Here is a 26986-nt window from a genome sequence, read left to right on the forward strand (position 1 = left end):
TGTTCAACCGATACACTGCCTTGCCAACTGTCATTTGAAGGTAATAAGACCTTCAAATGCTGACTTTGTTGGCGTGGAGGCGGGGCAATGTTTGCAGCGGTTAACGGGGTTCTGGAAAACATCAGTGTCAGATCAAAACTGACGCTGGGCTTTGGCATGGTGCTGGTACTGACGATATTGATTGCCTTGACTGGCTGGTCGGGGATCACATCGTTAAGTGAGCGCAGTGACAGAATTCTGGATATCGCCAAGCTGAACGAACTGGCCAGGGACATGCGTATCGCACGCTTGTCTTACACCATCACTTTCGATGCCGAACACGCAGCAGCAGTGGTCAAGATGCTGGACAGCCTTGATAGCCACCTTGCCCAAAGCCGCTCGGCCTTCAATTCGCCACACAATGTTCCACATATCGAATCGGCCAACGAGTCGGTGAAACGCTATCGGGCACACTTCAGCGACTTCACCCAGGCCATTCAGGCCCGTGAGGCGACCCGAGCGGTTTTTGGCAATCACTCCGATGCAGCGTTGGCCGAGCTGACAAAGCTTGAAGCCAGCGTTGCTTCCGGCGATCAGGCGCTGCGCGATGCTGTGGATAAAGAGCAGAGGCTGGTTCAACAGGCGCGTTTCCAACTGCGCGGTTACACCTACAGTCTGAGGGCGGATCTTGAACAGCCTGCCAAAGAGGCTATCGATCAGGCGAGTGCCTACGCGAAAACACTCGGTCAGCTTCTGCCTGGTGCCCAGGCCGACAGTGTGCAGCGACTTCAGGCTGCGCTGACGGCTTACCGCTCGGTCGTCGGGATGTTCAGTGATGCCCAGGCGTCGGCTAACAAGGCCCAGTCGGCGCTCAACGAAGATATCAAGGCCTTGTTCGTGGCCAGCAATCAGTTGGCGCAAAATCAGGCCGATCAGCGTGCTGCCGATGTTCTGAGTGCGCGCAATGTGTTGGGCAGTGCTGCGTTGGGTGCCTTGCTGCTTGGCATTCTGGCAGCCTGGGTCATCACCAGGTTGATCGTTGTCCCGCTGATGGAAACCCTGCGCAGTGCCGAGCTGGTTGCCAATGGCGACCTGAGTAACGATCTGAAAGTGGTGCGCCGTGATGAATTGGGCCTGTTGCAGAGCAGCATGCAGCGCATGACGCTTAATCTGCGTGAACTGATCGGCGGCTTGCGCGATGGTGTGGTACAGATTGCCAGTGCTGCCGAGCAGCTTTCGGCAGTTACCGAGCAGACCAGCACCGGCGTCAACAGCCAGAAAGTCGAAACCGATCAGGTGGCGACTGCCATGAACGAAATGACCGCTACCGTTCAGGAGGTGGCGCGCAATGCCGAGCAAGCTTCCGATGCAGCAGTCAACGCCACGCGAGAAGCCCGTGAAGGTGATAGCGTCGTGGGGCAGGCCATCGAACAGATCGAGCGACTGGCCAGCGAGGTCGGTAACTCCACTTCGGCAATGACGAGCCTCAAGCAGGAAAGCGACAAGATTGGCACTGTGCTCGATGTCATCAAGTCCGTGGCGCAACAGACCAACCTGCTGGCGCTCAACGCGGCCATTGAAGCAGCCCGTGCCGGTGAAGCCGGTCGGGGTTTTGCGGTGGTGGCCGATGAAGTGCGCAGCCTGGCGCAACGCACTCAGGCGTCGACCGAAGAAATCGAACAATTGATCATCGGGCTGCAAGGCGGCACGCAGCAGGTCTCCAGTATTCTCGAAAGCAGTCGCTCGTTGACAGACAGCAGCGTCGATCTGGCTCGCCGCGCTGGCGTTTCGCTGGGCAGCATTACCCGTTCGGTGTCGGCCATTGAATCCATGAACCACCAGATTGCTGCTGCCGCCGAGCAACAGAGCGCTGTGGCAGAAGAGATCAATCGCAGCGTGATCAATGTGCGTGAAATCTCCGAGCAGACCTCTGCGGCCAGCGAAGAAACGGCCGCCTCCAGCGTCGAACTGGCACGCCTTGGCGGTTATCTGCAAACACTGGTGCGCAAGTTCAAGCTGTGATCCGGTCCACCTGTGGATAACCTGGCTGTGGGTAACTTTATCCTCAGCGTTCCAGCACCAGTTCTACTCGGCGATTACTTGCACGCCCCTGGGCAGTATGGTTGTCGCCCAGGGGCTGGGTGTCTGCATAGCCCACGGCCGCAAGCCGATTGCCTTTGATGCCGTTGCTCTGCAGGTAACGCACCACGCTGCCTGCGCGGGCGCTGGAGAGTTCCCAGTTGGAAGGGAATCGGGAACTGCGGATGTCCTGCGTGTCGGTGTGGCCCGTAACGATGACTTTGTGCGAGACGCTTTCGAGTACGGGAATCAGGTGTTGCAGAACCTTCAGGCCGCCCAGATTGAGGTCTGACTGGCCGGAAGGAAAAAGGATTTCACTGTTGATGCGAAAGCTGACTGTGCTTTCGTTGGTGACAACCTCAATGTCATCACCCAGTTTGTCCAGAGGCAGTTCCTTGAGCAGGTCATCGACAGTGGGCGCAGGAGAGGGTGGTGGCGGCGGTTCGATTGCAGCGGGTTCGGTGATGGCTTCTGCCGTGGCTGAGGTCGCGACTGGCTCAGGAGCGGGCTCCGGTTCGGCAGGTATTTTTGTCGGGGCCACGAGCAGTAACTGGCCAGGCTGATCCGGCTGATGAACCTGTGTCAGGTTTTTAGTAATCACCAACGGGTTCAGGTCGGCGTCGGCTTACATTCAAAGAAAATCTATCGCCTTCAATGCCGTTGTTCGCGAATGAATTCGCTCCTACAGCGGTTATGTGGAAGCAAATTCGAGCCGCTGAAACCTGAAGCGCGCCTTGCCCCGCCTGCATTCCAGAAATTTTTTTAACCCGACTCCTGACTTTTTGATCAAGTTTGTGGTCGTGCAGGCCGATACGCCTATCGCGCAACTCTGCTGCTTAAAAAAATAAAACCTTCAGCTTTTGCATGGGCGCATCGAAAGAACATCACGGAGAGTTTATGAACAGCAGTTTTGCAAATATAAGCGTCAACATGAAGCTGGCTCTGGGGTTTGGCCTGGTTCTGATTTTTACCGCGTTGCTGGCCCTTGTCGGCTGGAACGGCCTCGACAAGCTGATCTATCGCACCGACAGAATCGGCGATATCACCGAGCTGGGTAACAAGCTGACGGTGCTGCGTGTGGCCCGTTTGCAGTACATGCTCGCCGATGGTGACGATACCGCTGCACAGAATGTTCAGACTCAACTGGATACTTTCAAGAACACTCGGCAGTCCATCCTGAAGAACTTCACCAACCCGGCGAATGCAAAGCTTCTGGAGCGCCTGGGCGATCAGCTCAATGCTTACGAAAAACTTCTGAACCAGATGCGCACGGCCTATCGCAACAGCGCCACTGTGCGTGCGGAAATGGGAGTAACGGCAGCCAGGGCGAGTGACCTCATTTCTGCGATCAATGAGTCCGTAGTCAAGATGGACGCTTCCGATCCTGCGCGTTCCGATCTGCTGCAACTGATTGCAAGCGCTCGTATGGACGTGCAACTGGTGCGTTACGAAGTGCGCGGCTATACCGGCAATACGACGGAAAAGACCGAGCAGGCAGCATTCCAGCAACTGGAGGCGAGCATCGCGGGTGTCGACAGACTCAAGGCTGCGTTCAATGCGACCCATGGCGACAAGGTCGCACAACTGGAAACAACCCTGCGTGCCTACAAGACCTCTGTGCAGGGCTTCAAGGACGCGGACAGCGCCATCAATGCCACGCGCAAGGAAATGACCGCTCTTGGGGATGAGATCTTCAAAGTGGGCACCGAGCTTAACGCCATGCAAAAAACGCTGGTTGAGCGAGACACTTCCCAGGCGCGCAGCCTCCAGCTCATCGGTGCGCTGGTTGCTCTGCTGCTCGGTGTTTTTGCGGCCATCATCATTACTCGCCAGATCACCCGCCCATTGCAGGAAACCCTGGAAGTCGTGAACCGCATTGCTTCGGGCGACCTGAGCCACACCATGGTGGTGACTCGTCGCGACGAACTGGGCGTGCTGCAACAAGGCATCCAGCGCATGGGCACCACGCTGCGTGAGCTGATTACCGGAATTCGTGATGGCGTGACCCAGATTGCCAGCGCTGCCGAAGAGCTTTCAGCCGTGACCGAGCAGACCAGCGCCGGGGTCAACAGCCAGAAAGTCGAGACCGATCAGGTCGCGACGGCCATGCATGAAATGTCGGCAACGGTGCATGAAGTGGCGCGCAACGCCGAGCAAGCCTCGGTTGCAGCTTCGACCGCCGACCAGGAAGCCCGCGAAGGTGACAAGGTGGTGGGCGAAGCCATTCACCAGATCGAAAAACTGGCCGCTGAAGTATTGCGCTCCAGCGATGCCATGACGGTACTGGAGCAGGAAAGCGACAAGATCGGCAAGGTCATGGACGTGATCAAGGCGGTGGCCGAGCAGACCAACCTGCTGGCACTCAACGCGGCTATCGAAGCGGCGCGTGCCGGTGAGGCCGGGCGTGGTTTTGCGGTGGTGGCTGACGAGGTGCGTGGTCTGGCTCAACGTACCCAGCAATCGACTGAGGAAATCGAGACGTTGGTGGCAGGCCTGCAAAACGGCACCCGTCAGGTCTCCGATATCATGCTCGGCAGCCGTAGCCTGACCGACAGCAGCGTCGCTCTGACTCGCAAGGCTGGTACTTCTCTGGAAAGCATCACACGCACGGTCTCCAGCATTCAGGCCATGAACCAGCAGATCGCCGCCGCAGCCGAACAGCAGAGTTCGGTGGCTGACGAAATCAGCCGCAGCATCCTGAACGTTCGCGATGTGTCCGAGCAGACGGCCGAAGCCAGCGAAGAAACCGCAGCCTCCAGCGTAGAGCTGGCGCGGCTGGGCAACCAGTTGCAGATGATGGTGAGCCATTTCCGGGTGTAATAGGCAGGAGCGAATGAATTCGCTCCTGGGCGGGCCTTTACAGGGCTGGCAGGTATGACTGGCGGATTCTCTCCACTTCGCCATTACGTTGCAGGTTGAGGATCGCGGCGTTGATTTGTGGCAGGAGAGCGGCGTGCCTGCGCTGCAACTTGATCGCCAGTGGCGCTTCGCTGAGTTGGGCGCCCTGGCGGAAGTTGGCGGGGTCGATTCGATGGCTGGCGATCAGGTAATCGTATAGCTCATCGATCATGGCCACGGTGTCTACACGCCGGGTTTGCAGCAGTTCGAGCAGTGCCAGGTCCTGCGAGGTTTCCAGCCTGGAAACACGCCTCTGGGCAAAAGCGGTTTCCAGTGCGCGATAGGTATATCCCCGAACCATGCCAATGGTCAGGTCGTGCAGTTTATCCACAGGGGTTGTGGCTGCCGGGTGATCCGTGACGAAGTACAGGTGCTCCTTTACGGTCATGTACGGGATGGAAAACACATAGCGCTTTAAATCTTCGGGGCTGTTCCAACTGGGCGAGTCGGCATAGTTCAGGTCGATCTGGTCCTTGTCCAGCATGGCTTGCAGACGATTGACCGGATAGGAAACGAATTCTGCATCGATATTCGCCATCTCCAGCACGCGCCGCCCGATGTCGATGGATATCCCTTGCAGGTTGCCCTGCTCATCCGCATAGCTGAACGGTCGCCACTCGCTGCCTCCCGCCAGATACGGAGCTGACAGCGCATGCCCTGTCGGTTGCAGCAGTGCCAGAACAAAGCCTGTGACCAGTAGCCCAAATCTCATGCCCGGTTTCCCTGCGAAGTCCTTGCTGAATACTCAATGTAGTCGTTGCGTGTGGCAATGATATGGATAGTTCTTGCCCAATCGGTTTAGAGGACCCTGCACCGATATACCTTGGTATAGGGAAGTTATATGCAAGTTTGTTAATTGGCTACTTTTGCAGGTTTTAAGCATTTCACGGACTTCTATAAACTTGGCCGTGTAATAGAGCACTGTTGTTTTTCATAACTTTCCGCTCAACGCTCACGGCCAGGTCTTTTGATACTTGCCGCCCTTGCCTGTACGCAATTGTTCGAGGTGAGCAATGAACTCTGTCTTTGAATCCGATAAAAAATTGCCAGCCATTAAATACGGTGCGACACGCAGCCCTGTGTCCGGTCTGGCCGACTTCATCTGCGTGCTGCTTCTGGCGGTGATCGCGGTATTGGTGTTTCACGGTGTCCATCAGATGACGCAACCCTTGGCCGCGCTGGAAAGCACGCCCATGGTGCTCGATCCGGCACAGTTGCCGGATTATGCATTGCGCACGACTTTGCGCATGTTTGCGGCCCTGGCGGCTTCATTGATCTTTACGTTCATCGTGGCCACGTTGGCGGCCAAGAGTCGCAAGGCCGAGATGATTATTGTGCCCGCGCTGGACATCTTGCAGTCCGTGCCGGTCCTGGGTTTTCTGGCATTTACCGTGACCTTTTTCATGGGCATGTTTCCCGGTCGGCAACTGGGTGCGGAATTGGCCGCCGTCTTTGCCATCTTTACCAGCCAGGCCTGGAACATGACGTTCAGTTTCTATCAATCGCTGCGCACGGTGCCGAGCGATTTGAATGAAGTCAGTCGTCAGTTCGGTTTTTCGCCGTTGCTCCGGTTTGTCCGGCTGGAACTGCCGTTCGCCATGCCGGGGCTGGTGTGGAACATGATGATGTCGATGTCCGGCGGCTGGTTCTTTGTCGTGGCCTGTGAGGCTATTTCGGTTGCCGACACCCAGATCAACCTGCCGGGCATCGGTTCCTGGCTGGCTCTGGCGATAGCCCGCAAGGACATGGCAGCGGTGGCCTGGGCGGTTGGCGCCATGGCGCTGGTGATCCTGTGCTACGACCAGTTGCTGTTTCGGCCGGTGGTGGCCTGGGCTGACAAGTTTCGTTTCGAGCAGACGGCTTCGCAAAAGCGTCCGCGTTCGTGGATGTACAGCCTGTTGGGGCGTTCGCGTCTGATTCCGGCGCTCTGCACGGTGTTCACGGTGCCATGGCGGGTATTGATGTCGATGGACTGGACGGCCTTGGGGCGCTCCCGCAAAGCGGTATCCAGGCCGGAGTCTTCCCGTCTGGCTGACGGCTTCTGGCGGATGCTGGTGTTGGCTGCTTGTGTGTCTGGCAGTGTCTGGCTGATGCATTTCATCGGTGCGTCACTGGGGCTGGACGACGCACTGAACGCTTTTGGTCTGGGGCTGGCGACCATGTTGCGTGTGGTCCTGTTGATTGTCATTGCCAGCCTGATCTGGGTGCCGATTGGCGTCTGGATCGGCCTGCGCCCGGCGTGGGCTGAGCGCCTGCAACCGGTCGCGCAGTTTCTCGCGGCGTTCCCTGCCAACGTGCTGTTTCCGTTTGCAGTCATCGCCATTGTCGGGCTGAACCTGAACCCGGATATCTGGCTCTCGCCGCTCATGGTCCTGGGGACTCAGTGGTACATCCTGTTCAACGTGATCGCCGGGGCCAGCGCGTTGCCGACCGATCTGCGCGAGGTGGCCGGGATGTTCAACATGCGCGGCTGGCAATGGTGGCGGCGCGTGGCCTTGCCGGGGATCTTCCCTTACTACATCACCGGCGCGCTCACCGCTTCCGGCGGTTCGTGGAACGCCAGCATTGTGGCCGAGGCAGTGTCCTGGGGCGACAAGTCGCTGGAGGCGACCGGGCTGGGCTCGTATATCGCCAACGCTACTCAGGCCGGGGATTTTGCCAGGGTTGCCTTGGGTGTTGTCGTGATGTCGGTGTTTGTAATTGCTTTCAACCGCCTGCTCTGGCGCCCGCTGTACGGGTTTGCCGAGCGGCGTTTGAGCCTGGTTTGAGGAGTGGAAGCCATGATGACTATCGAAAAGCGCTGCCTGGTGGATGTCCGTGACGTCCGGCATGTCTACGGCAAGGCCAGCAAAGAGCGTCTGGTGCTCGATAACGTGACGCTGAAGCTCAACGAAAACGAGATCATCGGGCTGCTGGGCCGCTCGGGTTCGGGCAAGTCCACGTTGCTGCGCTCGATTGCCGGTCTGGTGGTGCCCACCGCTGGCGAAGTGAGTTTCCCCGCCGGGCCGCAAGGGCGCGCACCCACCGTGAGCATGGTTTTCCAGAGCTTTGCGCTGTTCCCGTGGCTGACAGTGCTGGAGAACGTGGAGGTTGGCCTGGAGGCGCAGCGAGTGCCTGCCGAATTGCGTCGCAAGCGCGCACTGGCGGCCATCGACCTGATTGGCCTGGACGGTTTCGAGAGTGCCTATCCCAAGGAGTTGTCGGGCGGCATGCGCCAGCGCGTGGGCATGGCCCGTGCTCTGGTGATCGACCCTGACGTGCTGCTGATGGACGAGCCTTTTTCTGCCCTCGACGTGCTGACCGCCGAAACCTTGCGCACCGACCTGCTGGACATGTGGTCGGAAGGCCGGATGCCCATCAAGTCCATCCTGATGGTGACCCACAACATTGCCGAAGCGGTGCTGATGTGTGATCGCATCCTGCTGTTCTCCTCCAACCCCGGTCGGGTGGTTAGCGAAATCAAGGTCGACCTGCCGCAGCCGCGCAATCGTCAGGACCCGTCTTTCAGGGCGCTGGTCGAGGAGATCTACGTGCTCATGACTCAGGACAGTGGCGCTGGCGAGTTGCGTCAGGGCGTTTTTCCGGGGACTGGGTTGGGCATGGTGCTGCCGCAGGTATCAATCAACGCGCTGGCCGGGCTGATCGAGGCGATTCATGCACCGCCTTATGGTGCCACGGCGGATTTGCCGGAGCTGGCGAGCGCGCTGCACTACAACGCCGATGAGCTGTTCCCGATTGCCGAAGTCCTGCAATTGCTGCGCTTTGCCGAACTCAAGGGTGGCGATATCCGCCTGCTGCCGGCTGCGCGTCGTTATGCGCTGGCGGATGTCGACGAGCGCAAGCAGCTCTTCGCCCACCACCTGCTGAGCTTCGTGCCGCTGGTGGCGCATATCCGTCGGGTTCTGGATGATCGTGCAACCCATACTGCGCCTGCGCGACGCTTTCGTGACCAGCTCGAAGACTTCATGTCCGAAGGCGATGCGATGCAGACCTTGCGCAGCGTCACCCAGTGGGGCCGCTATGCCGAGCTTTTTGCCTATGATGAATTGCTGGATCAGTTCAGCCTCGACAATCCTTCATAAGCTTTGCAGGAAAACTGGCATATTCAGCTTTCATCAACGAGCGAGACACGGGCAATGCGCGAGTCGAAAACCTTTGGCAAGGCGGCAATGGCTGTTCGACTGGCATTATTGCTCGCCCTGGCGGTGGCCATTGCGATTGCCGATACGCTGACGGATCTGGAAATCGCGGTCGGCGTCTTTCAGATTGCCGTGGTGCTCATGGCTGTCAGGTTCATGCCCGCTGGCGGCGTGATCGCGGTCGCGCTGGCGTGTATGGGGCTGACGGTGCTCAGTTACGAACTGACCACTTCCCGCTCCAGCGAAGCGGGGCTGATCAATTGTGGTATCAGCCTCTTGGCCATCGCCATGACGACGTATCTGGCATTGCGCCTGGCAGCGGCAGTCCGGACGGTTCATGAGGCGCGTACCCAGTTGGCGCAGATTGCCCGGGTCAATATGTTGGGCGAACTGACGGCTTCCATCGCCCATGAGGTCAATCAGCCGCTGGCGGCGATTGTCACCAGTGGCAATGCCGGGCTGCGCTGGCTGGCCAGCGAGCCTGCGAATCTGCCCAAGGCCCGACAGGCCATCGAGCGCATGATCAGTGATGCCAATCGGGCCAGTGATGTCATCGTGCATGTGCGTGCGCTGGCGAAACCGGCCCCGACCCACAAGGAGTGGGTGAGCGTGGCCGATGCCGTCGCCGAAATCGTTTCCCTCGCCCATAGTGAAATGAACCAGCAGGGCATTACCCTGACGGTGGAAATTCCCGACGGCTTGCCTCCGCTGTTGGCCGACCGGGTGCAGATCCAGCAGGTGTTGCTGAACATGATGCTCAATGCGATGGACGCCATGAGCGGTCTTGAGTCAGGCCATGGCCAGTTGCAGGTGGTGGTCGACTGGAGCGCAGGCGCGGATATCGGATTTTCGGTGCGCGATAACGGTATCGGCGTTCCGGCGGAACATCTCGACCGGATTTTCGATGCCTTCTACACGACCAAAGAACAGGGGATGGGGATTGGGCTGGCGATCAGTCGCTCCATTATCGAAGCCCATGGCGGACGCATCTGGATGACACCCGGCGAGCAAGGCGGCGCGACGTTTCACTTCACCCTGCCTACCGCAAAGATGGAGAGCTGATGAAAACAATCGTTCCGGCCCCGCAGGTCGAGGAACCGATCATTTACGTGGTCGACGACGATCAGTCGGTGCGCTCGTCTCTGGAGGACTTGCTGGCCTCGGTCGGGCTGCGCTCCATGCTGTTTGGCTCGACTCAGGAGTTTCTCGACGCCTCGCGGCCCGATGCGCCCGGTTGCCTGATTCTGGACGTGCGCATGCCGGGCATGAGCGGCCTGGATTTTCAGCGTGAGATGGTGAAGTGGGGCATCGGCCTGCCGGTGATTTTCATCACCGGTCATGGTGATATTCCCATGTCGGTGCGGGCGATGAAGGCGGGGGCTCTGGAGTTTCTGACCAAGCCTTTTCGCGAGCAGGATTTGCTGGACGCCATCCAGCAAGGCTTGGTGCGGGACCGGGCAAGACGTCAGGCCAGCGCAGTGGAAACCGAGTTGCAACGGCGTTATGCAAGCCTCAATGCCGGTGAGCAGCAGGTGATGGACCTTGTGGTCAGCGGCCTGCTGAACAAGCAGATTGCGGACCGGCTCAACGTGAGCGAGATAACGGTCAAGGTCCGGCGTGGCTCGGTCATGCGCAAGATGCAGGCGGACTCATTGGCGGATCTGGTCAAGTTTGCCGAGCGCATTCAGCCATCAGCGGTGTCGCACGATCAGTGATTGCTGCTCAGGCTGATGATCTTGGGGAAATTGGTCAGCCTGACCGAGGTCGAGCAGCGGCTGGCCTGGCACTGCCATGACTGCTTACTGTCGATGCTGCCCTGTTCGGGGTTGATGGTATCGGTCAGCCTCACCGGGCCGCTCATGGGCTTGTCGCTGATGATTTTTTCGTCTTTCGGTGCGCCGATTGCCCAGGCCACCAGAACACGCTCATCACCCTTGTCGAAGTACAGCAGGTAAGTGCTGTCGCTCAGGGTGCTGGCCTGTGCATCGTAGGTGAAGCTGCTGATGACCGGCGCAATGGCTTGCATCATGGTGTAGGCGGGCTTGGGCGAGAGGTCTTCATTGAGCACTCCGAAGTTGTGCTCCTGGTCGTAACGGTTCGGTCCGTCATTGAGCAGGTCGTACCACCACAGGCCTTTGACATTAGGCACCGTGCGCGACAGGAAAAAGATCCGCGCCATGTACACGGCCTGGGTCACTTCACTTTTGCCGCAAGGCCCCTGATGGCTGGGCCAGCCCATTTCCGTGAGGTAGAGCGGCACAGCGCGGCCAACACGGGTGCGGATGTCCAGCTCGTAGCGGGTCATCCAGCGCACCCAGGCTTCCGGCGTATTGCCGTTGGTAGCGGAACAATGGGCGTAAGGATGCAGGGAAAGGCCGTCCACCAGATCCAGCACGCCGCTTTCGATCAGGCCATCCGCGAAACCACCATTCATGCCGTCGCGGGTAATGGCTCCTGCCAGGATCTTTGCCGGAGTGCCGTTGGCATTGAGGGTGTTCTGGCGAATCACTGGCACGGTGCTGCGCACCAGATCGGCATAATCCAGGCTGAGCTGGCGGTCTTTTGGCCCGTCCAGATCCCACTCGTTCCAGACCTCGTAAAAGCTGATCTTGTTGCCCAGTTGCCGGGTGACGTAATCGACGTATTTCAGAAAGGGCACCGTGACTTCGGGCGTGCGCGGCTTGGCGTTGTCATGAAAGTAAGTGCTGTAGCCCAGGATTGCCGTTCTGTTGAGGTTCAGGTCACTGGCCAGGTTCAGGTAATTGCGCCATTGCGGAACGATACGCAACTGATTGGGACTGGGTTCGGCGGTCGACCAGAAGATATCGTCCCTGACCGCGTTGAAGCCAGCCTGTGCGGCGAGGTTCAGCGGCTGCCGGACGGGCTGGTCGAAGTTCATCAAATGGGTGCCGATACCGACCAGAAATACCGGTTCGGCCTGCACCGATGCGTTACCGGCCAGGCAACCCAGCAGCAGGCATGCAAGGGTTCTCATGTTGAAGCCTCAGTATTGCGCGGGGAGGGCGCTGATCTGCATTTCCGGTGAACGGGTTGCCAGAGCATCTTCTTCACGCTTGGCGAACACCACATGGCCTATGGTCAGGCCGATGAACAGGTTGGCTACCGCTACCTCGAAGATGTCCGTGGTCCAACTGATCAGGCAGCAGCAAAAACTGATCGCCAGCAACATGCGCCCCACGTGGCTCTGATCGTTGATCAGTGCGAAGAACATGGGAATCTGCAGCGCATACAGCAGCAGCCCGGTCGCGCCCAGCATCACCCACAAGTACATGACGCTGCTGTCGATGGTCATGAAAATATCGGCACCTGGAACCGGGAACATCGTCAGCGTACTGCCGACCATTCCGAAGCCCGCGCCGGTAATTCCCCAGCCCGCAAAGGTCATGGCTTCGGCGATGTTGGGCCAGGTATTGTTCAGCCGGTCATACAGCGATGCCATCGAGCTGCCACCGCTGCTGACCGTTCGGGCATCGAAGTCATACAGCAGGCCCAGCGTCGGCAGCAGCAGACCGGCCATGACTGCCATGATGCAGGCAAGCCGGCAGATCCAGGTCATGCGCTGGATCAGCAACAAACCCAGAGTCAGCATAAAAGCGACGGCTGGGCCTTTGCTGGTGGTCAGCACAATCGCGTAGAGCGCCACTGCGCTCAGCACCATGAGGACCGGGCGCGAGCGGATGAACATGAGCAGATACAGGCTGTAGATGGCGATGAGTATGGCCAGCAGGCTGGACATCCGGGCGAACCCGGCGACCCGGTCTTCCTCATCCGAACTCCAGGATGTGTTGGCGCTCAGTTGCGTTTCTCCCACGCTGTAGCTGTAGCCTTTCCAGGGCACGAAGGTGAACTTGTCCAGCGCCAGCCCCACCAGAGATGCCAGCAGACAAAAGCCGATGGCCCAGCCGAGCAGCTTTCTTCGATGGAACAGGTGCTCGCTGCACACCAGCCCGAAAAACAGCGGGCTCAAGGCGAACAGGCTGAATGCCAGATTGAATACATGGGCTCTGTGCAGCATCGCCAGCAGTGCGTAAATCAGCCACAGCACCATGCATGTCCAGAACAGTCTTCCGGCCTTGAGGGTGCGCAACTCCATGACGAACAGCAGGACGCAGGCCATCTTGGGCAGATAGAGCAGCGGGCTGATGCCGACCTTGTCGAAATAGAAACGCAGGGCGCCGGAAAAGGTTTCGACCAGAATCAGACCGATGGCAACCAGCACCACTACGGTCGACTTATCGAAAGACAGGAGCGACGGTTTCTCGCCCGTATTGTCCACAGGGTTCAACTCCATGATGTAGGCCTTCTGAAGAGCGTCAGGAATTTCGGATGGGCATAGCTACCGCCCTCGACCGCGACAGACGGGCCGATAAGGGGATGAGCTTGAGGAGGGGAAACAAGTCTGGAGCGAATGCTCGCAACGGCGTGACAAGGGATATATCAGTCGCAGTTCACGATACTGTCAACTTTTAGAGGTGATCAAAACCAGGCAGGACCGGATTTATCCGGGAAGAGGCCAGTGCATTCACTGCCTCTTCACCGTCAGCAATCATGTCTTCCCGGATAAATCCGGTCCTGCAACTGTTGCGGGTTTCAGAGCATTACGGGTACTTGCGTCTGTCCGGGGCAGGCGGGAAGTACTGGTACAGCCAGGTTTCACTCAGGGTGCGATCCCCGGTGCGGATGAACATGCGCATTTCCACCGGCTCTACCGAGTCGCTGTCAGGCAGCCAGTCGAAGGTGATGCGGTAACCCTTGATGTCCGGCAGTACCAGGATGTTGAAGTCCTGGACCTTGCCGTGGGAAACCTTGAGCACCGGCTCGATACCTGTACCTTCTGGGAGACGATCCAGGCCGCCGCCGTGGAAGTCCACCGCGAAACGACGTGCCCAGTATTTGGGGTAATGCTCGCCCGGTGCCCAGCCTTCGGTAAAGCCGCCCATGCCCGAACGGGTCGCATTGACCTGAGCCAGCGGAGTGCTGACTGGTGGCAGCGGGCTCCAGAACAGCTTGTAGCCGTAGTTGAGTGACTCGCCAGCCTTGACCTTGGCCTTGGGGGTCCAGAACACCACGATGTTATCCATCGTTTCGCCCGTGGTCGGGATCTCCAGCAGGCTGACCTCGCCTTCACCCCACGGCGTCGTGGGCTCGACCCACAGGCTTGGGCGGCGGTGGTACCAGACAACCGTATCCTGATAGCTGGCAAAGTTGTGGTCGTACTGCACCAGGCCGAAGCCCTTCGGGTCCTTGTCGGAGAAGGCGTTGAATTGCAGTTTGGCCGGGTTGTTCAGCGGGCGGCAGATCCACTCGCCGTTACCGCGCCACATGGCCAGCCGGTCGGAGTCGTGCAGTTGCGGGTGAATCGAGTCGCACATGCGGCGCTCGTGGGTGCCGCAACTGAACATGCTGGTCATCGGCGTGATGCCCAGTTGCTCGATGTCGGCCCGCGCGTTGATATGTGCGTCGACTTCCATCACCACCTGACCGGACTGGCAATCGATGTCGAAGCGATAGGCACCTGTGGCGCTCGGCGAGTCCAGCAAGGCATAGACCACGAAACGGGTGGCATTCTTGTCCGGCGTCTCGAACCAGAACTTGGTGAAGTCGGGAAACTCTTCCTGGCGCTTGGCGTAGGTGTCGATGGCCAGACCGCGTGCTGACAGGCCGTACTGATTGTTGCCGTCCACTGCGCGGAAATAACTGGCGCCCAGGAACGACACGATATCGTTGACGGCGATTTGTGGAGCCTTGAACAGCTTGAATCCGGCAAAGCCCAGGTCGCCCTTGACCAGATTTTTGTCGATGCCGCTGTTCTCGTAATTGAACAGTTCATGACGGAAATGCACTTCGCGCGCCTGTTTGGTCTTGGCGTCGAGGCTGTACATGCGCACGGGCGTCTTGAAGCCCATGCCGACGTGGAAGAACTGTACGTCGAGCTGGCCTTTGACGTCATGCCACAAGGAGTGCGCGGCGTCATAGCGGATGGCGTTGAATTGCAGCGGCGTCATGTTCGCCAATACCGGCGGCAGCACCTGCTTGGTGCTGACATAGGCCTTGCCGGCCAGTTGTTTGGCGTGAGCCTGCAATGTCGGGAAATCGAAATGTTCTATCTCGCCGTCCGCAGCTGCGGCAAGCGCTCGCGCAGCAAAAAGCCCCGAGGCTGGCAAGCTGCTATAGGCGGCCAACGCCATGGAAGCTTTAAGGAGATTCCTGCGATTCATAAAAGTGAAGCCTCTGAGTAATTCTGTGCGTCCTGCACAAGAAAATGGCGCGCCAACGACTCCTTGCCGAACGCAAACTACCCACAACAGATAACAAAGACGAGATGCTGTTCCAAAATAGGTGAAAAAAAATGCCGCTCATCATCAATGAATATGGCACTTGAAGGGCAGGGCGGGAAGGTTTTCAGAACCGGCCCGACCGCCTCATCCCGCTCATCGCCGCTTGGCATAAGGCTTTCAGACGAGTCGGGTGCGAATGAGCGGTCAGGAAGTTGAGTTTGCGTGACGTCTGGAAGCCATTCGCCATGCAATATTCAGCAATCATTTTGCCATGCCTTTCAGGCGGCCCAACCCGCCAATCGGGGTGCTCACGGGCTTGAACGCCAGGAGCTTTTGCCGTTGCCTTGCTACAACTTGTGAAAGATATAGTCACAGTCATCCGCGGCGGCCAGCGGAATATGGTGTGCAAGCAGGCGCTCGTGCAGTTGCGGATCATCGACCCGTACTTTCCAGTTTTCGCTCCAGTTCTCTACGGTGGCCTCCTTGCTGCTGCGTATCGCATCGATCAGTTGCAAACGCTCCGGGAAATAGACCGCGAATGCATCCTCCTTCCAACTGGCCACCTTGATGCCCAGTTGTGCGCAGACTGCTATCTTGGCCGCAGCGTCAACGATGTCGGCTTGCCTGGAGCGGTTGACCAGTGCCTGAAGTTCGGGATTGGCTACGCCATCGGTACACAGGATGTCGCCGCTTTCCCAGGACTCGGGCGGACAGATCTTGTTGTCCTTGTTCACCTCGATGAATGGATTGATTTCCATCGGGTAAATCCGGCAGACCAGCGGGCGTTCTTCATAGATACCGCACAGGTTATCCGCACGCAGATTCGGGCATTGCTCAAGGGCATTGCCAGCGAACACCGCAATGACGCGAATGCTGCTCTGGGCATCGTTGACCGCGACCGACCTGCCAGCGCTGTGCGCATATTCTCTTGAATCGGCTGGCCAGGTCAGCTCGTTGAAGGCCTCCAGGATCACCGCTACATCGTGTCCGCGAGCCAGCCATTGTTCGGCTTCGTTCAGCGTCAAGGGTACAAGCCGGCCTTTACAGCAGATACCGCAACCCACGCAGTTATATCGGATTACATTGCTTGGCATGTTCCATACCTGGAGCTACAGATTTATTCGCACGGACGAACCTGTGCCCAGGCTGGAAGCTTGAGTCAGACCGTCATTTTGTTTTCAGGGGGGTGAGCTATAGGCTTTCCACGCTCGACGTCACGACGGGTTGTCTGCTTGCAGGCCAACTTGTAACCATTTATGTGACATAATTTTTCAAGCCTTATATTTCGTAACGTTCATTACGAAATGCTTTTATCCCGGCCACGCAGACGCTGTCAAACATTTCATAGCGATCATTATGAAAACAGTCGAATCTAAAAAATCGGGACGTCCGCTTTCTTTTGACCGCGATGTCGTACTGGAAAAGGCAATGCTCGCTTTCTGGGAGCATGGCTATGAATCCACGTCCATGGCCACGCTGACCAAGGCAATGGGGGTGACCGCTCCAAGCATCTATGCCGCCTTCGGAGACAAGAAACAGCTTTTTCTGGAGGTTGTGGATCTGTATGTCAAAAAGGGAATGGCTTCCAGAAAGGAGCTTGATGCGAACGCTACAGTTCGTGAAAGCGTTCTGGGTTCATTGCATCATGCAGTCGATGTGTTTACAGCCAATTCCGGTTCTTCCGGATGTCTGCTCGCCACGGCTGCGGTCAGTTGTTCGGAAGCGGCTGCCGATGTCCGCGAACATCTGGCTGCAATTCGCCGTGACATGGAAACCGACTTCGTCTCAACGATCAGGGGAGGCATCCAGAAAGGTGAACTTCCTCCTGGCACTGACGCTGCGGTTCTGGCGGGGTTTTTCATGGCAATACTTCAGGGAGTGGCGGCACAGGCACGCGATGGAGCGGATCGGCAGAAGCTGTTTGAGATCGTGGATTTGGCCATGTCTGTCTGGCCTTCTCCTTCTGAGAGATAGCAGGCCGGGCTGCTGAACAATATTGTTTGCTCGTAGCGGCCAGAGACGCGGAGTCACCTGACGAAAGTTTCACGATAAGCGTTATATCGTAACGCTATCATTCATGGGGTTAGTCAGGTTCCGGGGTAGCAATGCGGGTTGATCTGGATATCGGGCGCGCAGGCCTTGAGGGTTTGCCGCGCTTTCAACTGGCTGCACAACAGGCACAGCGCCTGAGTCGGCTCAGGTACCTGGCTGTCGGCACGAGCATCACGGTGCTGTTGCTGGCGCTGTTCGTCGATCTGTTTTCCCCCAGTTCCTTGTGGATGGCGGTGCTCGTCAACGGTGCTGCTGCCTTGTTGTTGCTGGCTGCCGGACTGCAATCGGCGCTGGGGATCGCCCGCTGGCGCGCTCGTGCCCTGGGCACACTCGCGCCGCTTGAACAGAGCCAGACGTTGCCGCAGATCGACGAAGCCGGTTGGTACGAGCGCCTGCTGACCCGGCTCAGCGATGCTGGCGAATCCATGCTCGCACACTTGGGCACCGCGGCATTGTGGCTTGCCGGCTGGTCGCTGCTGGCGCTGATATGTATCCGCATGGTCTGGGACTTGAGCTTGCCCGGCACCGAGCTGTCATCTGTCGCCAGTCTGGCGGGCAGCCTCATGCTGCTGATGGCTTTCGGATTGCTGGTGCTGGAGCGGCAGTTCAGTCACGAACAGACCGCCCAATGGCCTGAAGCCGGGCAACTGGCGCAACTGACCCGCATGGTCATCGGGGTCTTGCTGGTCGGGGCGCTGTGTCTGTTCTTTGCCAGCGTGGATCGCGTCTGGCCGCCACGGCTGGCGGTGCTGGTCGGCATCCTGCCAGCGTTGGTCGCTGTCGAATTCCTGCTTCGGGCGCTGCTGTCGCTCTTCACTCCGCGCAATGAGCGTCTTGAGCCACGCTTGATGGCCAGCAGCCTGATTGCCGATCTGTTGCGCTGGCCGCCTCGGCCGTTGCTGGTTTTGCAGCATGAATTGCATAACCGGTTTGGTATCGACCTGCGCCAGATCTGGGCGCTGAGCTATATGCGGCGTGCGTTTCTGCCGGTGCTGGCGGTGGTTGCTGCCTTGGGCTGGGCGCTTACGGGCGTGCATGAAATTTCAATGCAGGGGCGCGGGATTTATGAGCGCTTCGGCAAACCGGTCGAGGTGTTCGGGCCGGGTCTGCATGTCGGGTTGCCATGGCCGTTCGGCAAGGTGCTGGCGGTGGAAAACGGCGTGGTTCACGAGATGGCCACCAGCGTTTCCGAGGCCAGTGCCGTGGAACAGCTTCTGGACCCTGCCGAAGGTCCGCCGCCCGCCAGCGCCAATCGCCTGTGGGACGCCAGCCACATCAACGAGAAATCCCAGGTGATCGCCAGCAGCACGGGTGACAAGCAGAGCTTCCAGGTGGTGAACATGGATGTGCGCTTTGTCTATCGCATCGGCTTGAGCGACGCCGCTGCGCTGGCCGCGACCTACAACAGTGCCGATGTGCCGACCCTGATTCGCAGCACCGCCAGCCGTGTGCTGGTCCACGACTTCGCTTCCCGCACGCTGGATGAGCTGCTCGGCGAACAACGCACAGGGCTGGCCGAAGACATTGGCAAAGCGGTTCAGGCCGACTTGCAGCGTCTCGATAGTGGCGTGGAAATTCTCGCCACGGTGGTCGAAGCCATCCATCCACCAGCCGGTGCCGCCAATGCCTACCATGCCGTGCAGGCTGCGCAGATCAGCGCCCAGGCCTTGATCGCCCGCGAGCGCGGCGCGGCCAGTGCCCAGGCCAATCAGGCGCAACTCAATGCCAGCGTCGCCCATGACCAGGCCAGTGCCAATGCACGTGAAGTGCTGGCGACGGCGCAAGGCGCGGACCTGCGTTTCAGTGCCGAGCGTCAGGCTTACACCGAGGCGGGCCAAGCGTTCCTGCTGGAGCAATACCTGACCCGGCTCAGTCAGGGCCTGGGCAGCGCCAGACTGCTGGTTCTCGACCATCGTCTGGGCGGCACTAGTGCGCCGACCATCGACCTTCGCACCTTCACCCCACCGGCAGACCCAACGGCGCCGCGTAAAGCCGTTCAGTAAGGAGTCGTCCCTTGAGTCTGTTCCATCATCACCATGATCATCACGACCACAGCGACCATGCCCATGGCGGGCATCACCACCATCATCACGATGAAGCCGTCGGCTCAGGGAAGCGTCCCTGGCTGCGAATGGGGCTGGCGGTATTGCTGATTGCATTTGCGGTCGCCACGGCGAGTCTGGTGCAGGTTCGTTCGGGGGAGGCGACGGTGATTACCCGCTTCGGCAATCCGTCCCGCGTCTTGCTGGAGCCGGGCCTGAGCTGGCGCTGGCCTGCGCCGTTCGAGGCGGCGATCCCTGTGGACCTGCGTTTGCGCACCACCTCCAGCGGTTTGCAGGATGTGGGCACCCGCGATGGTCTGCGCATCATCGTCCAGGCTTATGTGGCGTGGCAGGTGCAGGGCGATGGGGACAACGTTCAGCGTTTCATGCGCGCCGTACAGAACCAGCCCGATGAGGCTGCCCGGCAGATTCGCACCTTCGTCGGCTCGGCGCTGGAAACCACCGCCAGCAGCTTCGACTTGTCGAACCTGGTCAATACCGATGCCAGCAAAGTGAACATCACGGCTTTCGAGAACCAGCTGCGCCAGCAGATCGAGCAGCAGTTGCTCACGACCTATGGCGTGAAAGTCCTGCAGGTCGGCGTGGAGCGCCTGACCTTGCCTTCGGTGACGCTCAGCGCCACGGTCGATCGCATGCGTGCCGAGCGTGAAACCATTGCCACCGAGCGCACGGCCGCCGGCAAGCGCGAAGCCGCGCAGATCCGTTCGGCTGCCGAGCGTGATGCGCGGATCGTCGAAGCCGACGCCACGGTCAAGGCGGCGGATATCGAGGCTCAGTCTCGGGTCGAAGCCGCCGAGATCTATGGCCGCGCCTATGCGGGCTCGCCGCAGCTCTACAACCTGCTGCGCTCCCTCGACACGCTGGGCACGGTGGTGACGCCGGGCACCAGGCTGATCCTGCGCACCGATGCCGCGCCGTTCCGGGTGCTGGTGGACGGGCCGCCAACACTGGACGGCAAGAGTGGATCGCAGCCATGAGCGAGCCTTCAGGCGTCGAGGCAGAAGCGCAGCGTCCGGCGGTCAACAGCCCATGGTTGCAGGCCAGTCGTCTGGCGTTTCTGGGGTTGTATGGCGTGACGCTGTTGGCGGCCCTGGGCTGGGTGACTTCCAACGTGCGACAGATCGATCCCCAGAACCGTGCCGTGGTCATGCGCTTCGGTGAGCTGGAGCGGATCCAGAACGCCGGTTTGCTGATTGCCTGGCCGCAGCCACTGGAACGTGTGGTTCTGCTGCCTTCGGCGGATCGGGTAATCGAGCGCCGGGTGGAAACCCTGTTGCGCTCGCCTCAGGCCCAGAAGGCCGATGAGGTCGCAACCTTTGCCGTGCCCATGAGCGATGCCCTGGCAGGCTCCGGCTTTCTGCTGACGGGCGATGCGGGTGTCGTCCAGCTCGACGTGACGGTGTTCTACAAGGTGACCGATCCATATGCTTTCGTTCTCCAGAGCGAGCATGTGCTGCCTGCACTGGATCGGCTGGTCAATCGCAGCGCCGTGGCGCTGACGGCGGCGCGAGATCTGGACACTATTCTGGTTGCCCGTCCCGAGCTGATCGGAGCTGACAGCAAGGCTGCCGAACGGCGTGAGCGGTTGCGTGGCGATCTGGTGCGCGGCATCAACCAGCGTCTGGCTGAACTGGAGGCGACAGGCGCTGGAGTCGGTATCGAGGTGGCGCGGGTGGATGTGCAGTCCAGCTTGCCCAAGGCCGCCGTCAACGCCTTCAATGCGGTGCTGACCGCCAGCCAGCAAGCGGACCAAGCCGTGGCCAACGCCCATAACGATGCGGAAAAGCTCACTCAGGCTGCCAACCAGCAAGCCGACCGAACCTTGCAGGTGGCGCATGCCCAGGCGTCGGAGCGACTGGCCAAGGCCCAGACCGACACCGCGACCGTTGCCAGCCTCGCGCAGTCGATCCAGAACCGCAACGATCCTGGTCTGTTGCAACGCCTCTACCGTGAGCGCGTGCCGAAAATTCTCGGTCAGGCCGGATCGGTCACTACTGTCGACCCCAAAGACGATTCCCGCCTGATCATTCAGGGAGCTGAACAATGAGTGGCGAAGCCGTTCACACCCACGCCAGACCCGAAGCGGCCAGCCTGCTGAGCGGGGCGGAGCAACGCAGCGCGGCCCGTCAGTTGACCCTGGCCATGCTGGCTTTGGGTTTATTGGGGCTGGGCCTGATCTGGCGTTTGATTGCGCCTGAGCAGACCGGCGTCAGCCAGTTGCTGCTGGGCGCGGCCTCGCTGTTGGTGGCAATCCCGGTGATCAGCGCCGGTTGGCATAGCTTGCGTCACCCAAGCCTGCATGGCATCACCGACCAGTTGATTGCGCTGGCGATGCTGGGTGCATGGGCTACAGGCGACCTCATGACGGCGGCCTTGCTGCCGATCATCATGATCTTCGGCCATGTACTGGAAGAGCGCAGCGTGATCGGTTCCCAAGAAGCCATTCAGGCGCTGGGCCAACTGACCCGCAGCCACGCCCGGTTGATCAAGGCCGATGGCAGCATTCATGAAGTGGACAACTCGACGTTGCAGGCTGGCGATCAGGTCGAGGTGCGGGCCGGTGATCGGGTGCCTGCCGATGGCCGGGTGATTTCCGGTCAGGCCAGCCTCGATACGTCCTCCATTACCGGCGAGTCCATACCGCTGGAAGCTCAGACCGGAATGGAAGTCTACGGCGGAGCGATCAACCTTGATGGCCTGCTGCGCATCGAGGTGACGCGCATTGGCGACCAGTCCACGCTGGGCAAGGTCATTGCGCTGATGCAAAGCGCCGAACGTTCCAAGCCGCCGATCACTCGTCTGCTGGAGCGTTATGCCGGCAGCTACATGGTGCTGGTGTTGCTGATTGCCGCGCTGACCTGGTTCATCACTCAGGATGCTCAGGCGATGCTGGCTGTGCTGGTCGCTGCCTGTCCTTGTGCGCTGGTGCTTTCGGCTCCGGCCACGGCCATTGCGGGCATTGCCGTGGCGGCCCGTCACGGGATTCTGATCCGCAGTTCGGCATTTCTCGAAGAGCTGGCGGACCTGACGTCGCTGGTTGTGGATAAAACCGGCACCCTGACGTTTGGCAGCCTGCGTCTTCAATCGATCCAGGACAGCACGGGGTATGCAGACCTGCTGCCGTTGGCGGCCAGCCTCGGGTCGGCCAGCAGCCATCCGGTCAGCCGGGCACTGGCCGGGCTGGTGGACAAGGATCAACTGCTGGCGCTCAGCGATATTCGCGAACGTCAGGGCCTGGGTGTGGTGGCTTCGACAGCCCATGGCGAAGCGGCATTGGGACGTCCCGAGCTGTTTGAGCAATTGGGAATTACCACGCCTGCGGTGCCCGAGCATGACGGCCCGTTGGCCGGGCTGGCGCTGGGCGGGGTATTCCAGGCTTGGTTGTTGCTGTCGGACAGCCTCAAGCCCGAGGCGAGCAAGGCGCTGGCCGAGTTGCGCGAGCTGGGCCTGGGACGGCAATTATTGCTGACCGGTGATCGCCAGACCGTGGCCGACAATCTGGCGCGGGAAGTGGGGATCGTCGATGTTCAGGCTCAGGCACTGCCTGAAGACAAGCTCAACCGGGTGAAGGGTGAAATTGCCCAGGGCTTCAGACCGATGGTCGTCGGTGACGGGATCAACGATTCGCTGGCCTTGAAGGCAGGTGTTGTCGGCGTCGCCATGGGCGCAGGTGGTGCCGATATCGCGCTGGCTTCGGCGGATATCGTGCTGATCGGCAGCGATTTGCGTCGTCTCGGCACCTGCGTACGCCTTAGCCGCCTGTGTCGCCAGACGTTGCAAGTGAACGTGATCATCGGCCTCGGCTGGACACTGGCTATTGTTGCACTGGCAGCCTTTGGTCTGCTGGGTGTCGCTGGCGCCATGGTTGCGGCTGTGCTGCATAACCTCAGCACGTTGCTGGTGCTGGGTAATGCCGGGCGTTTGCTGCGTTTTCAGGAGCCGCTACTAAAATTGTAAGACGGCACTCAAGCCCGAAGAACTCTGTTACAAATTGATGGTCATTCAAGACTAGGGTGATCCATGAAAGGCTGCACGTTTGGCTCGAATCAGTGGGCACAAGGCCGTTCCCGGTAGTTTTTCTTTCATGCCAATAGCCTCGGTTCTGACTGAACCGTCTGGACTACCTTTCTCCAGCTTCTGGATAGGGGGGCAACTCATATGAATGTGCAACTTCCAACGGCCTTGCAGAATCTCCACTTGCCATTGCGTCTCAAGCTTTGGGACGGTCATGAGCTGGATCTGGGGCCTGCGCCCAGTGTCACGATTTTCGTCAAAGACCCGATGTTGGTTTCCGACTTCACGCATCCCAGCCTCGGCCTGCTGGGTAGCGCCTTCGTGGAGGGGCGTCTGGAGCTGGAAGGTTCGATCAGTGAAGTCGTGAGGGTTTGTGACGAGTTGACTCACGCCTTGCTGGTGAATGAAGACTCCATCTCTCCTGTGCGCACTCAGCACGATAAAGCCACCGACGCGGCGTCGATCTCCTATCACTACGACCTGTCCAACGACTTCTATCAGCTATGGCTCGATACGGAGATGGTTTATTCCTGCGCTTACTTCAAGACGGGAAGGGAAACGCTTGAGCAGGCGCAGCAGGACAAGTTTCAGCATCTGTGCCGCAAGTTGCGCCTCAAGCCCGGTGAGTACCTGCTGGATGTCGGTTGTGGATGGGGCGGTCTGGCACGTTTTGCGGCGCGTGAGTATGGGGTGAAGGTGTTCGGGATCACCCTCAGCCATGAGCAACTGGCGCTTGCCCGGGAGCGGGTCAAGGCCGAGGGTTTGCAGGACAGGGTCGAGCTGCAATTGCTCGACTACCGCGATCTGCCGCAAGACCAGCGTTTCGACAAGGTGGTCAGCGTGGGCATGTTCGAGCATGTGGGCCACGGCAACCTGCCGCTCTACACCCAACGCCTGTTTGGTGCCGTGAAGGAGGGTGGTCTGGTGATGAATCACGGGATTACGGCCTTGCATACCGATGGCCGTCCGGTTGGGCGTGGAGCTGGGGAGTTCATCGACCGGTATGTGTTCCCCAACGGCGAGTTGCCGCATCTGGCGATGATCAGCGCGCATATCAGTGAAGCAGGCCTGGAAATCGTCGACGTCGAAAGCCTGCGTCTGCATTACGCCAGGACGCTGGAGCACTGGAGTGCTCGTCTTGAGGCGCGCTTGAGCGAGGCTGCCGCCATGGTGCCGGAACACACCCTGCGTATCTGGCGGCTGTACCTGGCAGGCTGCGCGTATGCATTCGCCAAGGGCTGGATCAATCTGCACCAGATCCTGGCCGTCAAACCCTTTGCCGATGGCGGGAACGGTTTGCCGTTGACCCGTGAAGACATCTATCGGTGATTTACAGGATCGGCGAAATCAACCGCGCCACGCGCATGCCCAGTTGGTGCAGGTGGCGGGTTTCGCGGCTTTCCTGAAGGGATATCTCGTGGCTCAGGTTGAAGTCGGCACTCAGCATGGCTTCAACCTCACGGGCGAAGTCCGTATCGACGGTCAGCAGCATCAGCTCGAAATTCAGCCGGAACGAGCGGTTGTCCAGATTGGCGCTGCCGATGGCGGTGATCTCGTTGTCCACCAGCACCACCTTCTGGTGCAGGAAGCCCGGTCTGTAGCGGAACACTCGCACGCCAGCCCGCACGGCATCGAAGGCGAACAGGCTGGAGGCGGCGTACACCACGTAATGGTCGGGGCGCGAAGGCAGCAGCAGTCGCACATCCACACCGCGCAGCACTGCCAGGCGCAACGCTGCCGAGACGGCTTCGTCAGGGATAAAGTAAGGGCTGGTGATCCACACCCGCTCGGTCGCCGCGTGGATGGCTTCGACAAAGAACAGCGAGCAGGTTTCCTGGGCATCGGCCGGACCGCTGGCCAGTAACTGACACAGCACGCCCTGTTCAGGAAATGATTCGGGAAGGTTCATGGGCGGCAGTTCGCGGGTGGCCCAGAACCAGTCTTCGGCGAACGACTCCTGCAGGCAGGCGACCACCGGACCGATGACCTGCACATGGGTATCGCGCCAGGGCGACAGGGGCGGTTTGAGCCCCATGTATTCATCACCGACGTTGTGCCCGCCCAGATAACCTTTCAGCCCGTCGACCACCACTATCTTGCGGTGATTGCGGAAGTTGATCTGGAAGCGATTGAGCCAGCCGCCATGGGTGGCAAAGGCCTTGATCTGCACACCGCCTGCGCGCAGCTTCTCGCTGTAGGAGGCGGGCAGGGCATGGCTGCCGATACGGTCATAGAGCACGAAAATCGCCACGCCTTCGGCGGCTTTCTTCAGCAGCAGCGTTTGCAGGCGACGCCCAAGGTCATCGTCATGAATGATGAAGAACTGCACCAGAACCGTCTGCCGGGCCTGCTCGATGGCCGCGAACATGGCATCGAAGCTGGCCTTGCCATTGATCAACAGTTTGACCTCGTTATTGGCCAGAGCCGGCATGCGCCCGAGCTTGGGCATGGCGCGCAGCGATGCGTAAGCATCCGAGCGGCGCGCGGCGACGGCTTCTTCGATCCAGGGGCGCCAGTTCAGGTTGGTGATAGCGTTGCGCATTTCGCTGTTGGCGTCACGCCGGGCCTTGATATAGGCATCAAACGAACTGCGCCCGAAGACCAGATAAGGGATCAGGGTGAAGTAAGGAATGAAGAACAGCGGCATCGCCCAGGCAATCGCGCCTTGCGCGGTGCGCACGGTCAGCAATGCATGGATGGCAGCAACTGCGCCCACCAGATGAATGAAAGCCAGGACGTAGCCGAAGAAATACGGGCTATGGAAATCCATAGGTAAACGATGCTCCTTAACTTTGCGCCTACAACAGACCATAGCCGCTCGGGATTGTCGCTATTTTGATCCGGGTGCAACTGGTTACAGCTTATGTCGTCTAAGATGCGGCCTATCTGGGTAATGTTCTTACGAGGAATCTTTTTAATGAACAAACGCGCGTTGGCGTTGATGTTTTGTCTGGCTGCACCTGTGGCTCATGCTCAGGTGCTGCAACCTGGCTTGTGGGAACTGACCTCCAGCAACATGCAGGTCGATGGTCAGGCGCTGCCGGATCTGCAACTGATGCTGGGCCAATTGAAAAACCTGCCTCCCGAGCAGCGCGCCATGATGGAACAGATGATGCAAAAACAAGGCGTCACGCTGGGTGGGCAAGGCGTGCGATTCTGCCTGACCGAGGCGCAGGTCAAATCGGACAATATTCCTCTTACCGATCCAAAATCCGGCTGCTCGCAAAAGATCACCGCACGTAACGGTCAGACCTGGAACTTCCAGTTCAGTTGCCCCAAGGCGCAAGGTACCGGGCAGGCCCAGTTTCTCAGTAACCGTGAGTTCACCACCAAAGTGGTCGGCACCTTCAACGCTACAGGCCAGCAACAGAATGGCAGCATGGACACACGGGCTGTCTGGTTAGGGCCGCAATGTGGTGCAGTGGCTCCACGAAACTGATTACGTTCCACGTGGAACATTTTT

At 59.4% G+C, this 26986-nt stretch carries 20 protein-coding genes and 1 pseudogene; 14 read left to right on the plus strand and 7 right to left on the minus strand.

From position 1 onward, the window contains the following. The first annotated feature begins 87 nt into the window (after positions 1-87). Entirely contained in the window at positions 88-2001 is a 1914-nt protein-coding gene (locus Q6A51_RS04515) for a HAMP domain-containing methyl-accepting chemotaxis protein (RefSeq protein ID WP_304574210.1), read from the plus strand. A gap of 43 nt (positions 2002-2044) precedes the next feature. Here Q6A51_RS04515 and Q6A51_RS04520 read toward each other — a convergent pair whose 3' ends face one another. Then, positions 2045-2659, minus strand: coding sequence for an OmpA/MotB family protein (locus tag Q6A51_RS04520; RefSeq protein WP_304574211.1), 615 nt, complete (start codon positions 2657-2659; stop codon positions 2045-2047). A gap of 329 nt (positions 2660-2988) precedes the next feature. Here Q6A51_RS04520 and Q6A51_RS27420 point away from each other — a divergent pair. Both Q6A51_RS27420 and Q6A51_RS27425 read left to right on the plus strand, forming a co-directional pair. Next, a pseudogene (locus Q6A51_RS27420) lies at positions 2989-3975 on the plus strand (methyl-accepting chemotaxis protein); the annotation flags it as partial. 198 nt (positions 3976-4173) lie between these two features. Continuing rightward, positions 4174-4878: a methyl-accepting chemotaxis protein gene (locus Q6A51_RS27425; protein ID WP_405046121.1), complete on the plus strand. Its 705-nt coding sequence runs from the start codon at positions 4174-4176 to the stop codon at positions 4876-4878. Between the two features lie 37 nt (positions 4879-4915). Here Q6A51_RS27425 and Q6A51_RS04530 read toward each other — a convergent pair whose 3' ends face one another. Beyond that, on the minus strand, positions 4916-5668 hold the full coding sequence (locus Q6A51_RS04530) for a substrate-binding periplasmic protein (protein ID WP_201019757.1): 753 nt from the start codon (positions 5666-5668) through the stop codon (positions 4916-4918). 445 nt (positions 5669-6113) lie between these two features. Between Q6A51_RS04530 and Q6A51_RS04535 the strand changes: the two genes are divergently transcribed. The 4 genes from Q6A51_RS04535 to Q6A51_RS04550 are packed head-to-tail and all read left to right on the plus strand — an operon-like array spanning position 6114 to position 10810. Continuing rightward, positions 6114-7724: an ABC transporter permease gene (locus tag Q6A51_RS04535; protein WP_405046122.1), complete on the plus strand. Its 1611-nt coding sequence runs from the start codon at positions 6114-6116 to the stop codon at positions 7722-7724. Positions 7725-7736: 12 nt separating this feature from the next. After that, on the plus strand, positions 7737-9038 hold the full coding sequence (locus tag Q6A51_RS04540) for an ABC transporter ATP-binding protein (RefSeq protein ID WP_201001326.1): 1302 nt from the start codon (positions 7737-7739) through the stop codon (positions 9036-9038). A 54-nt stretch (positions 9039-9092) separates the two neighbouring features. Next, a complete protein-coding gene (locus Q6A51_RS04545; protein ID WP_304574213.1) occupies positions 9093-10157 on the plus strand; it encodes a sensor histidine kinase in 1065 nt (354 codons plus the stop codon). After that, positions 10157-10810 (plus strand): response regulator transcription factor, encoded by a 654-nt coding sequence (locus tag Q6A51_RS04550; RefSeq protein WP_201019754.1) that lies wholly within the window; start codon positions 10157-10159, stop codon positions 10808-10810. Before Q6A51_RS04545 ends, Q6A51_RS04550 begins: the two co-directional genes overlap by 1 nt. Here the strand turns inward: Q6A51_RS04550 and Q6A51_RS04555 are convergent. The 4 genes from Q6A51_RS04555 to Q6A51_RS04570 all read right to left on the minus strand — a co-directional run bounded on the left by Q6A51_RS04555 (position 10804) and on the right by Q6A51_RS04570 (position 16488). Next, the gene (locus tag Q6A51_RS04555) at positions 10804-12090 is read right to left on the minus strand and encodes a glycoside hydrolase 5 family protein (RefSeq protein WP_304574214.1); all 1287 of its coding nucleotides are present in this window, start codon (positions 12088-12090) and stop codon (positions 10804-10806) included. The two genes, Q6A51_RS04550 and Q6A51_RS04555, sit on opposite strands and share 7 nt — an antisense overlap. 9 nt (positions 12091-12099) lie before the next feature. Then, positions 12100-13407, minus strand: a complete 1308-nt coding sequence (locus Q6A51_RS04560) for a hypothetical protein (protein ID WP_304574215.1) — start codon at positions 13405-13407, stop codon at positions 12100-12102. 307 nt (positions 13408-13714) lie between these two features. After that, on the minus strand, positions 13715-15334 hold the full coding sequence (locus tag Q6A51_RS04565) for a glucan biosynthesis protein D (protein WP_201019751.1): 1620 nt from the start codon (positions 15332-15334) through the stop codon (positions 13715-13717). A gap of 407 nt (positions 15335-15741) precedes the next feature. Beyond that, positions 15742-16488, minus strand: coding sequence for a YkgJ family cysteine cluster protein (locus Q6A51_RS04570; RefSeq protein WP_201019750.1), 747 nt, complete (start codon positions 16486-16488; stop codon positions 15742-15744). 262 nt (positions 16489-16750) lie between these two features. Between Q6A51_RS04570 and Q6A51_RS04575 the strand changes: the two genes are divergently transcribed. The 6 genes from Q6A51_RS04575 (at position 16751) to cfaB (ending at position 24852) form a co-directional block, all read left to right on the plus strand. Further along, positions 16751-17368 (plus strand): TetR/AcrR family transcriptional regulator, encoded by a 618-nt coding sequence (locus Q6A51_RS04575; RefSeq protein ID WP_201019749.1) that lies wholly within the window; start codon positions 16751-16753, stop codon positions 17366-17368. Between the two features lie 131 nt (positions 17369-17499). Beyond that, complete coding sequence (gene hflK / locus Q6A51_RS04580; protein WP_304574216.1) at positions 17500-19449, plus strand: protease modulator HflK; 1950 nt, start codon at positions 17500-17502, stop codon at positions 19447-19449. A gap of 11 nt (positions 19450-19460) precedes the next feature. Then, positions 19461-20486 (plus strand): protease modulator HflC, encoded by a 1026-nt coding sequence (gene hflC / locus Q6A51_RS04585; RefSeq protein WP_201001314.1) that lies wholly within the window; start codon positions 19461-19463, stop codon positions 20484-20486. Beyond that, positions 20483-21556 (plus strand): protease modulator HflK, encoded by a 1074-nt coding sequence (gene hflK, locus Q6A51_RS04590; RefSeq protein WP_304574217.1) that lies wholly within the window; start codon positions 20483-20485, stop codon positions 21554-21556. The genes hflC and hflK (Q6A51_RS04590) overlap by 4 nt, the downstream gene beginning before the upstream one ends. Next, positions 21553-23466 (plus strand): cation-translocating P-type ATPase, encoded by a 1914-nt coding sequence (locus Q6A51_RS04595; protein ID WP_304574218.1) that lies wholly within the window; start codon positions 21553-21555, stop codon positions 23464-23466. The genes hflK (Q6A51_RS04590) and Q6A51_RS04595 overlap by 4 nt, the downstream gene beginning before the upstream one ends. A 201-nt stretch (positions 23467-23667) precedes the next feature. Then, positions 23668-24852, plus strand: coding sequence for a C17 cyclopropane fatty acid synthase CfaB (gene cfaB / locus Q6A51_RS04600; RefSeq protein WP_201019744.1), 1185 nt, complete (start codon positions 23668-23670; stop codon positions 24850-24852). 1 nt (position 24853) lies between these two features. Here cfaB and cls read toward each other — a convergent pair whose 3' ends face one another. After that, positions 24854-26293 (minus strand): cardiolipin synthase, encoded by a 1440-nt coding sequence (cls, locus tag Q6A51_RS04605; protein ID WP_201001307.1) that lies wholly within the window; start codon positions 26291-26293, stop codon positions 24854-24856. A 147-nt stretch (positions 26294-26440) separates the two neighbouring features. On the opposite strand from cls, the gene Q6A51_RS04610 reads away from it, so the two are divergent. Beyond that, a complete protein-coding gene (locus Q6A51_RS04610; protein WP_201019742.1) occupies positions 26441-26962 on the plus strand; it encodes a DUF3617 domain-containing protein in 522 nt (173 codons plus the stop codon). The last annotated feature ends 24 nt before the right edge of the window (positions 26963-26986 follow it).

Origin of the sequence: Pseudomonas serbiensis, assembly GCF_030580745.1 — a bacterium.
Lineage (GTDB): Bacteria > Pseudomonadota > Gammaproteobacteria > Pseudomonadales > Pseudomonadaceae > Aquipseudomonas > Aquipseudomonas serbiensis.

Excerpts from the sequence above, each read along its gene's own strand:
- cfaB (WP_201019744.1), top strand. The coding sequence starts at position 23,668 with ATGAATGTGCAACTTCCAACGGCCTTGCAGAATCTCCACTTGCCATTG.
- Q6A51_RS04550 (WP_201019754.1), top strand. The coding sequence starts at position 10,157 with ATGAAAACAATCGTTCCGGCCCCGCAGGTCGAGGAACCGATCATTTAC.
- Q6A51_RS04540 (WP_201001326.1), top strand. The coding sequence starts at position 7,737 with ATGATGACTATCGAAAAGCGCTGCCTGGTGGATGTCCGTGACGTCCGG.
- Q6A51_RS04560 (WP_304574215.1), bottom strand. The coding sequence starts at position 13,407 with ATGGAGTTGAACCCTGTGGACAATACGGGCGAGAAACCGTCGCTCCTG.
- Q6A51_RS04570 (WP_201019750.1), bottom strand. The coding sequence starts at position 16,488 with ATGCCAAGCAATGTAATCCGATATAACTGCGTGGGTTGCGGTATCTGC.
- hflK (WP_304574216.1), top strand. The coding sequence starts at position 17,500 with ATGCGGGTTGATCTGGATATCGGGCGCGCAGGCCTTGAGGGTTTGCCG.
- Q6A51_RS27425 (WP_405046121.1), top strand. The coding sequence starts at position 4,174 with ATGTCGGCAACGGTGCATGAAGTGGCGCGCAACGCCGAGCAAGCCTCG.
- Q6A51_RS04530 (WP_201019757.1), bottom strand. The coding sequence starts at position 5,668 with ATGAGATTTGGGCTACTGGTCACAGGCTTTGTTCTGGCACTGCTGCAA.
- Q6A51_RS04565 (WP_201019751.1), bottom strand. The coding sequence starts at position 15,334 with ATGAATCGCAGGAATCTCCTTAAAGCTTCCATGGCGTTGGCCGCCTAT.
- Q6A51_RS04515 (WP_304574210.1), top strand. The coding sequence starts at position 88 with ATGTTTGCAGCGGTTAACGGGGTTCTGGAAAACATCAGTGTCAGATCA.
- Q6A51_RS04535 (WP_405046122.1), top strand. The coding sequence starts at position 6,114 with ATGACGCAACCCTTGGCCGCGCTGGAAAGCACGCCCATGGTGCTCGAT.
- hflK (WP_304574217.1), top strand. The coding sequence starts at position 20,483 with ATGAGCGAGCCTTCAGGCGTCGAGGCAGAAGCGCAGCGTCCGGCGGTC.
- Q6A51_RS04555 (WP_304574214.1), bottom strand. The coding sequence starts at position 12,090 with ATGAGAACCCTTGCATGCCTGCTGCTGGGTTGCCTGGCCGGTAACGCA.
- Q6A51_RS04575 (WP_201019749.1), top strand. The coding sequence starts at position 16,751 with ATGAAAACAGTCGAATCTAAAAAATCGGGACGTCCGCTTTCTTTTGAC.
- Q6A51_RS04545 (WP_304574213.1), top strand. The coding sequence starts at position 9,093 with ATGCGCGAGTCGAAAACCTTTGGCAAGGCGGCAATGGCTGTTCGACTG.
- Q6A51_RS04610 (WP_201019742.1), top strand. The coding sequence starts at position 26,441 with ATGAACAAACGCGCGTTGGCGTTGATGTTTTGTCTGGCTGCACCTGTG.
- cls (WP_201001307.1), bottom strand. The coding sequence starts at position 26,293 with ATGGATTTCCATAGCCCGTATTTCTTCGGCTACGTCCTGGCTTTCATT.
- Q6A51_RS04595 (WP_304574218.1), top strand. The coding sequence starts at position 21,553 with ATGAGTGGCGAAGCCGTTCACACCCACGCCAGACCCGAAGCGGCCAGC.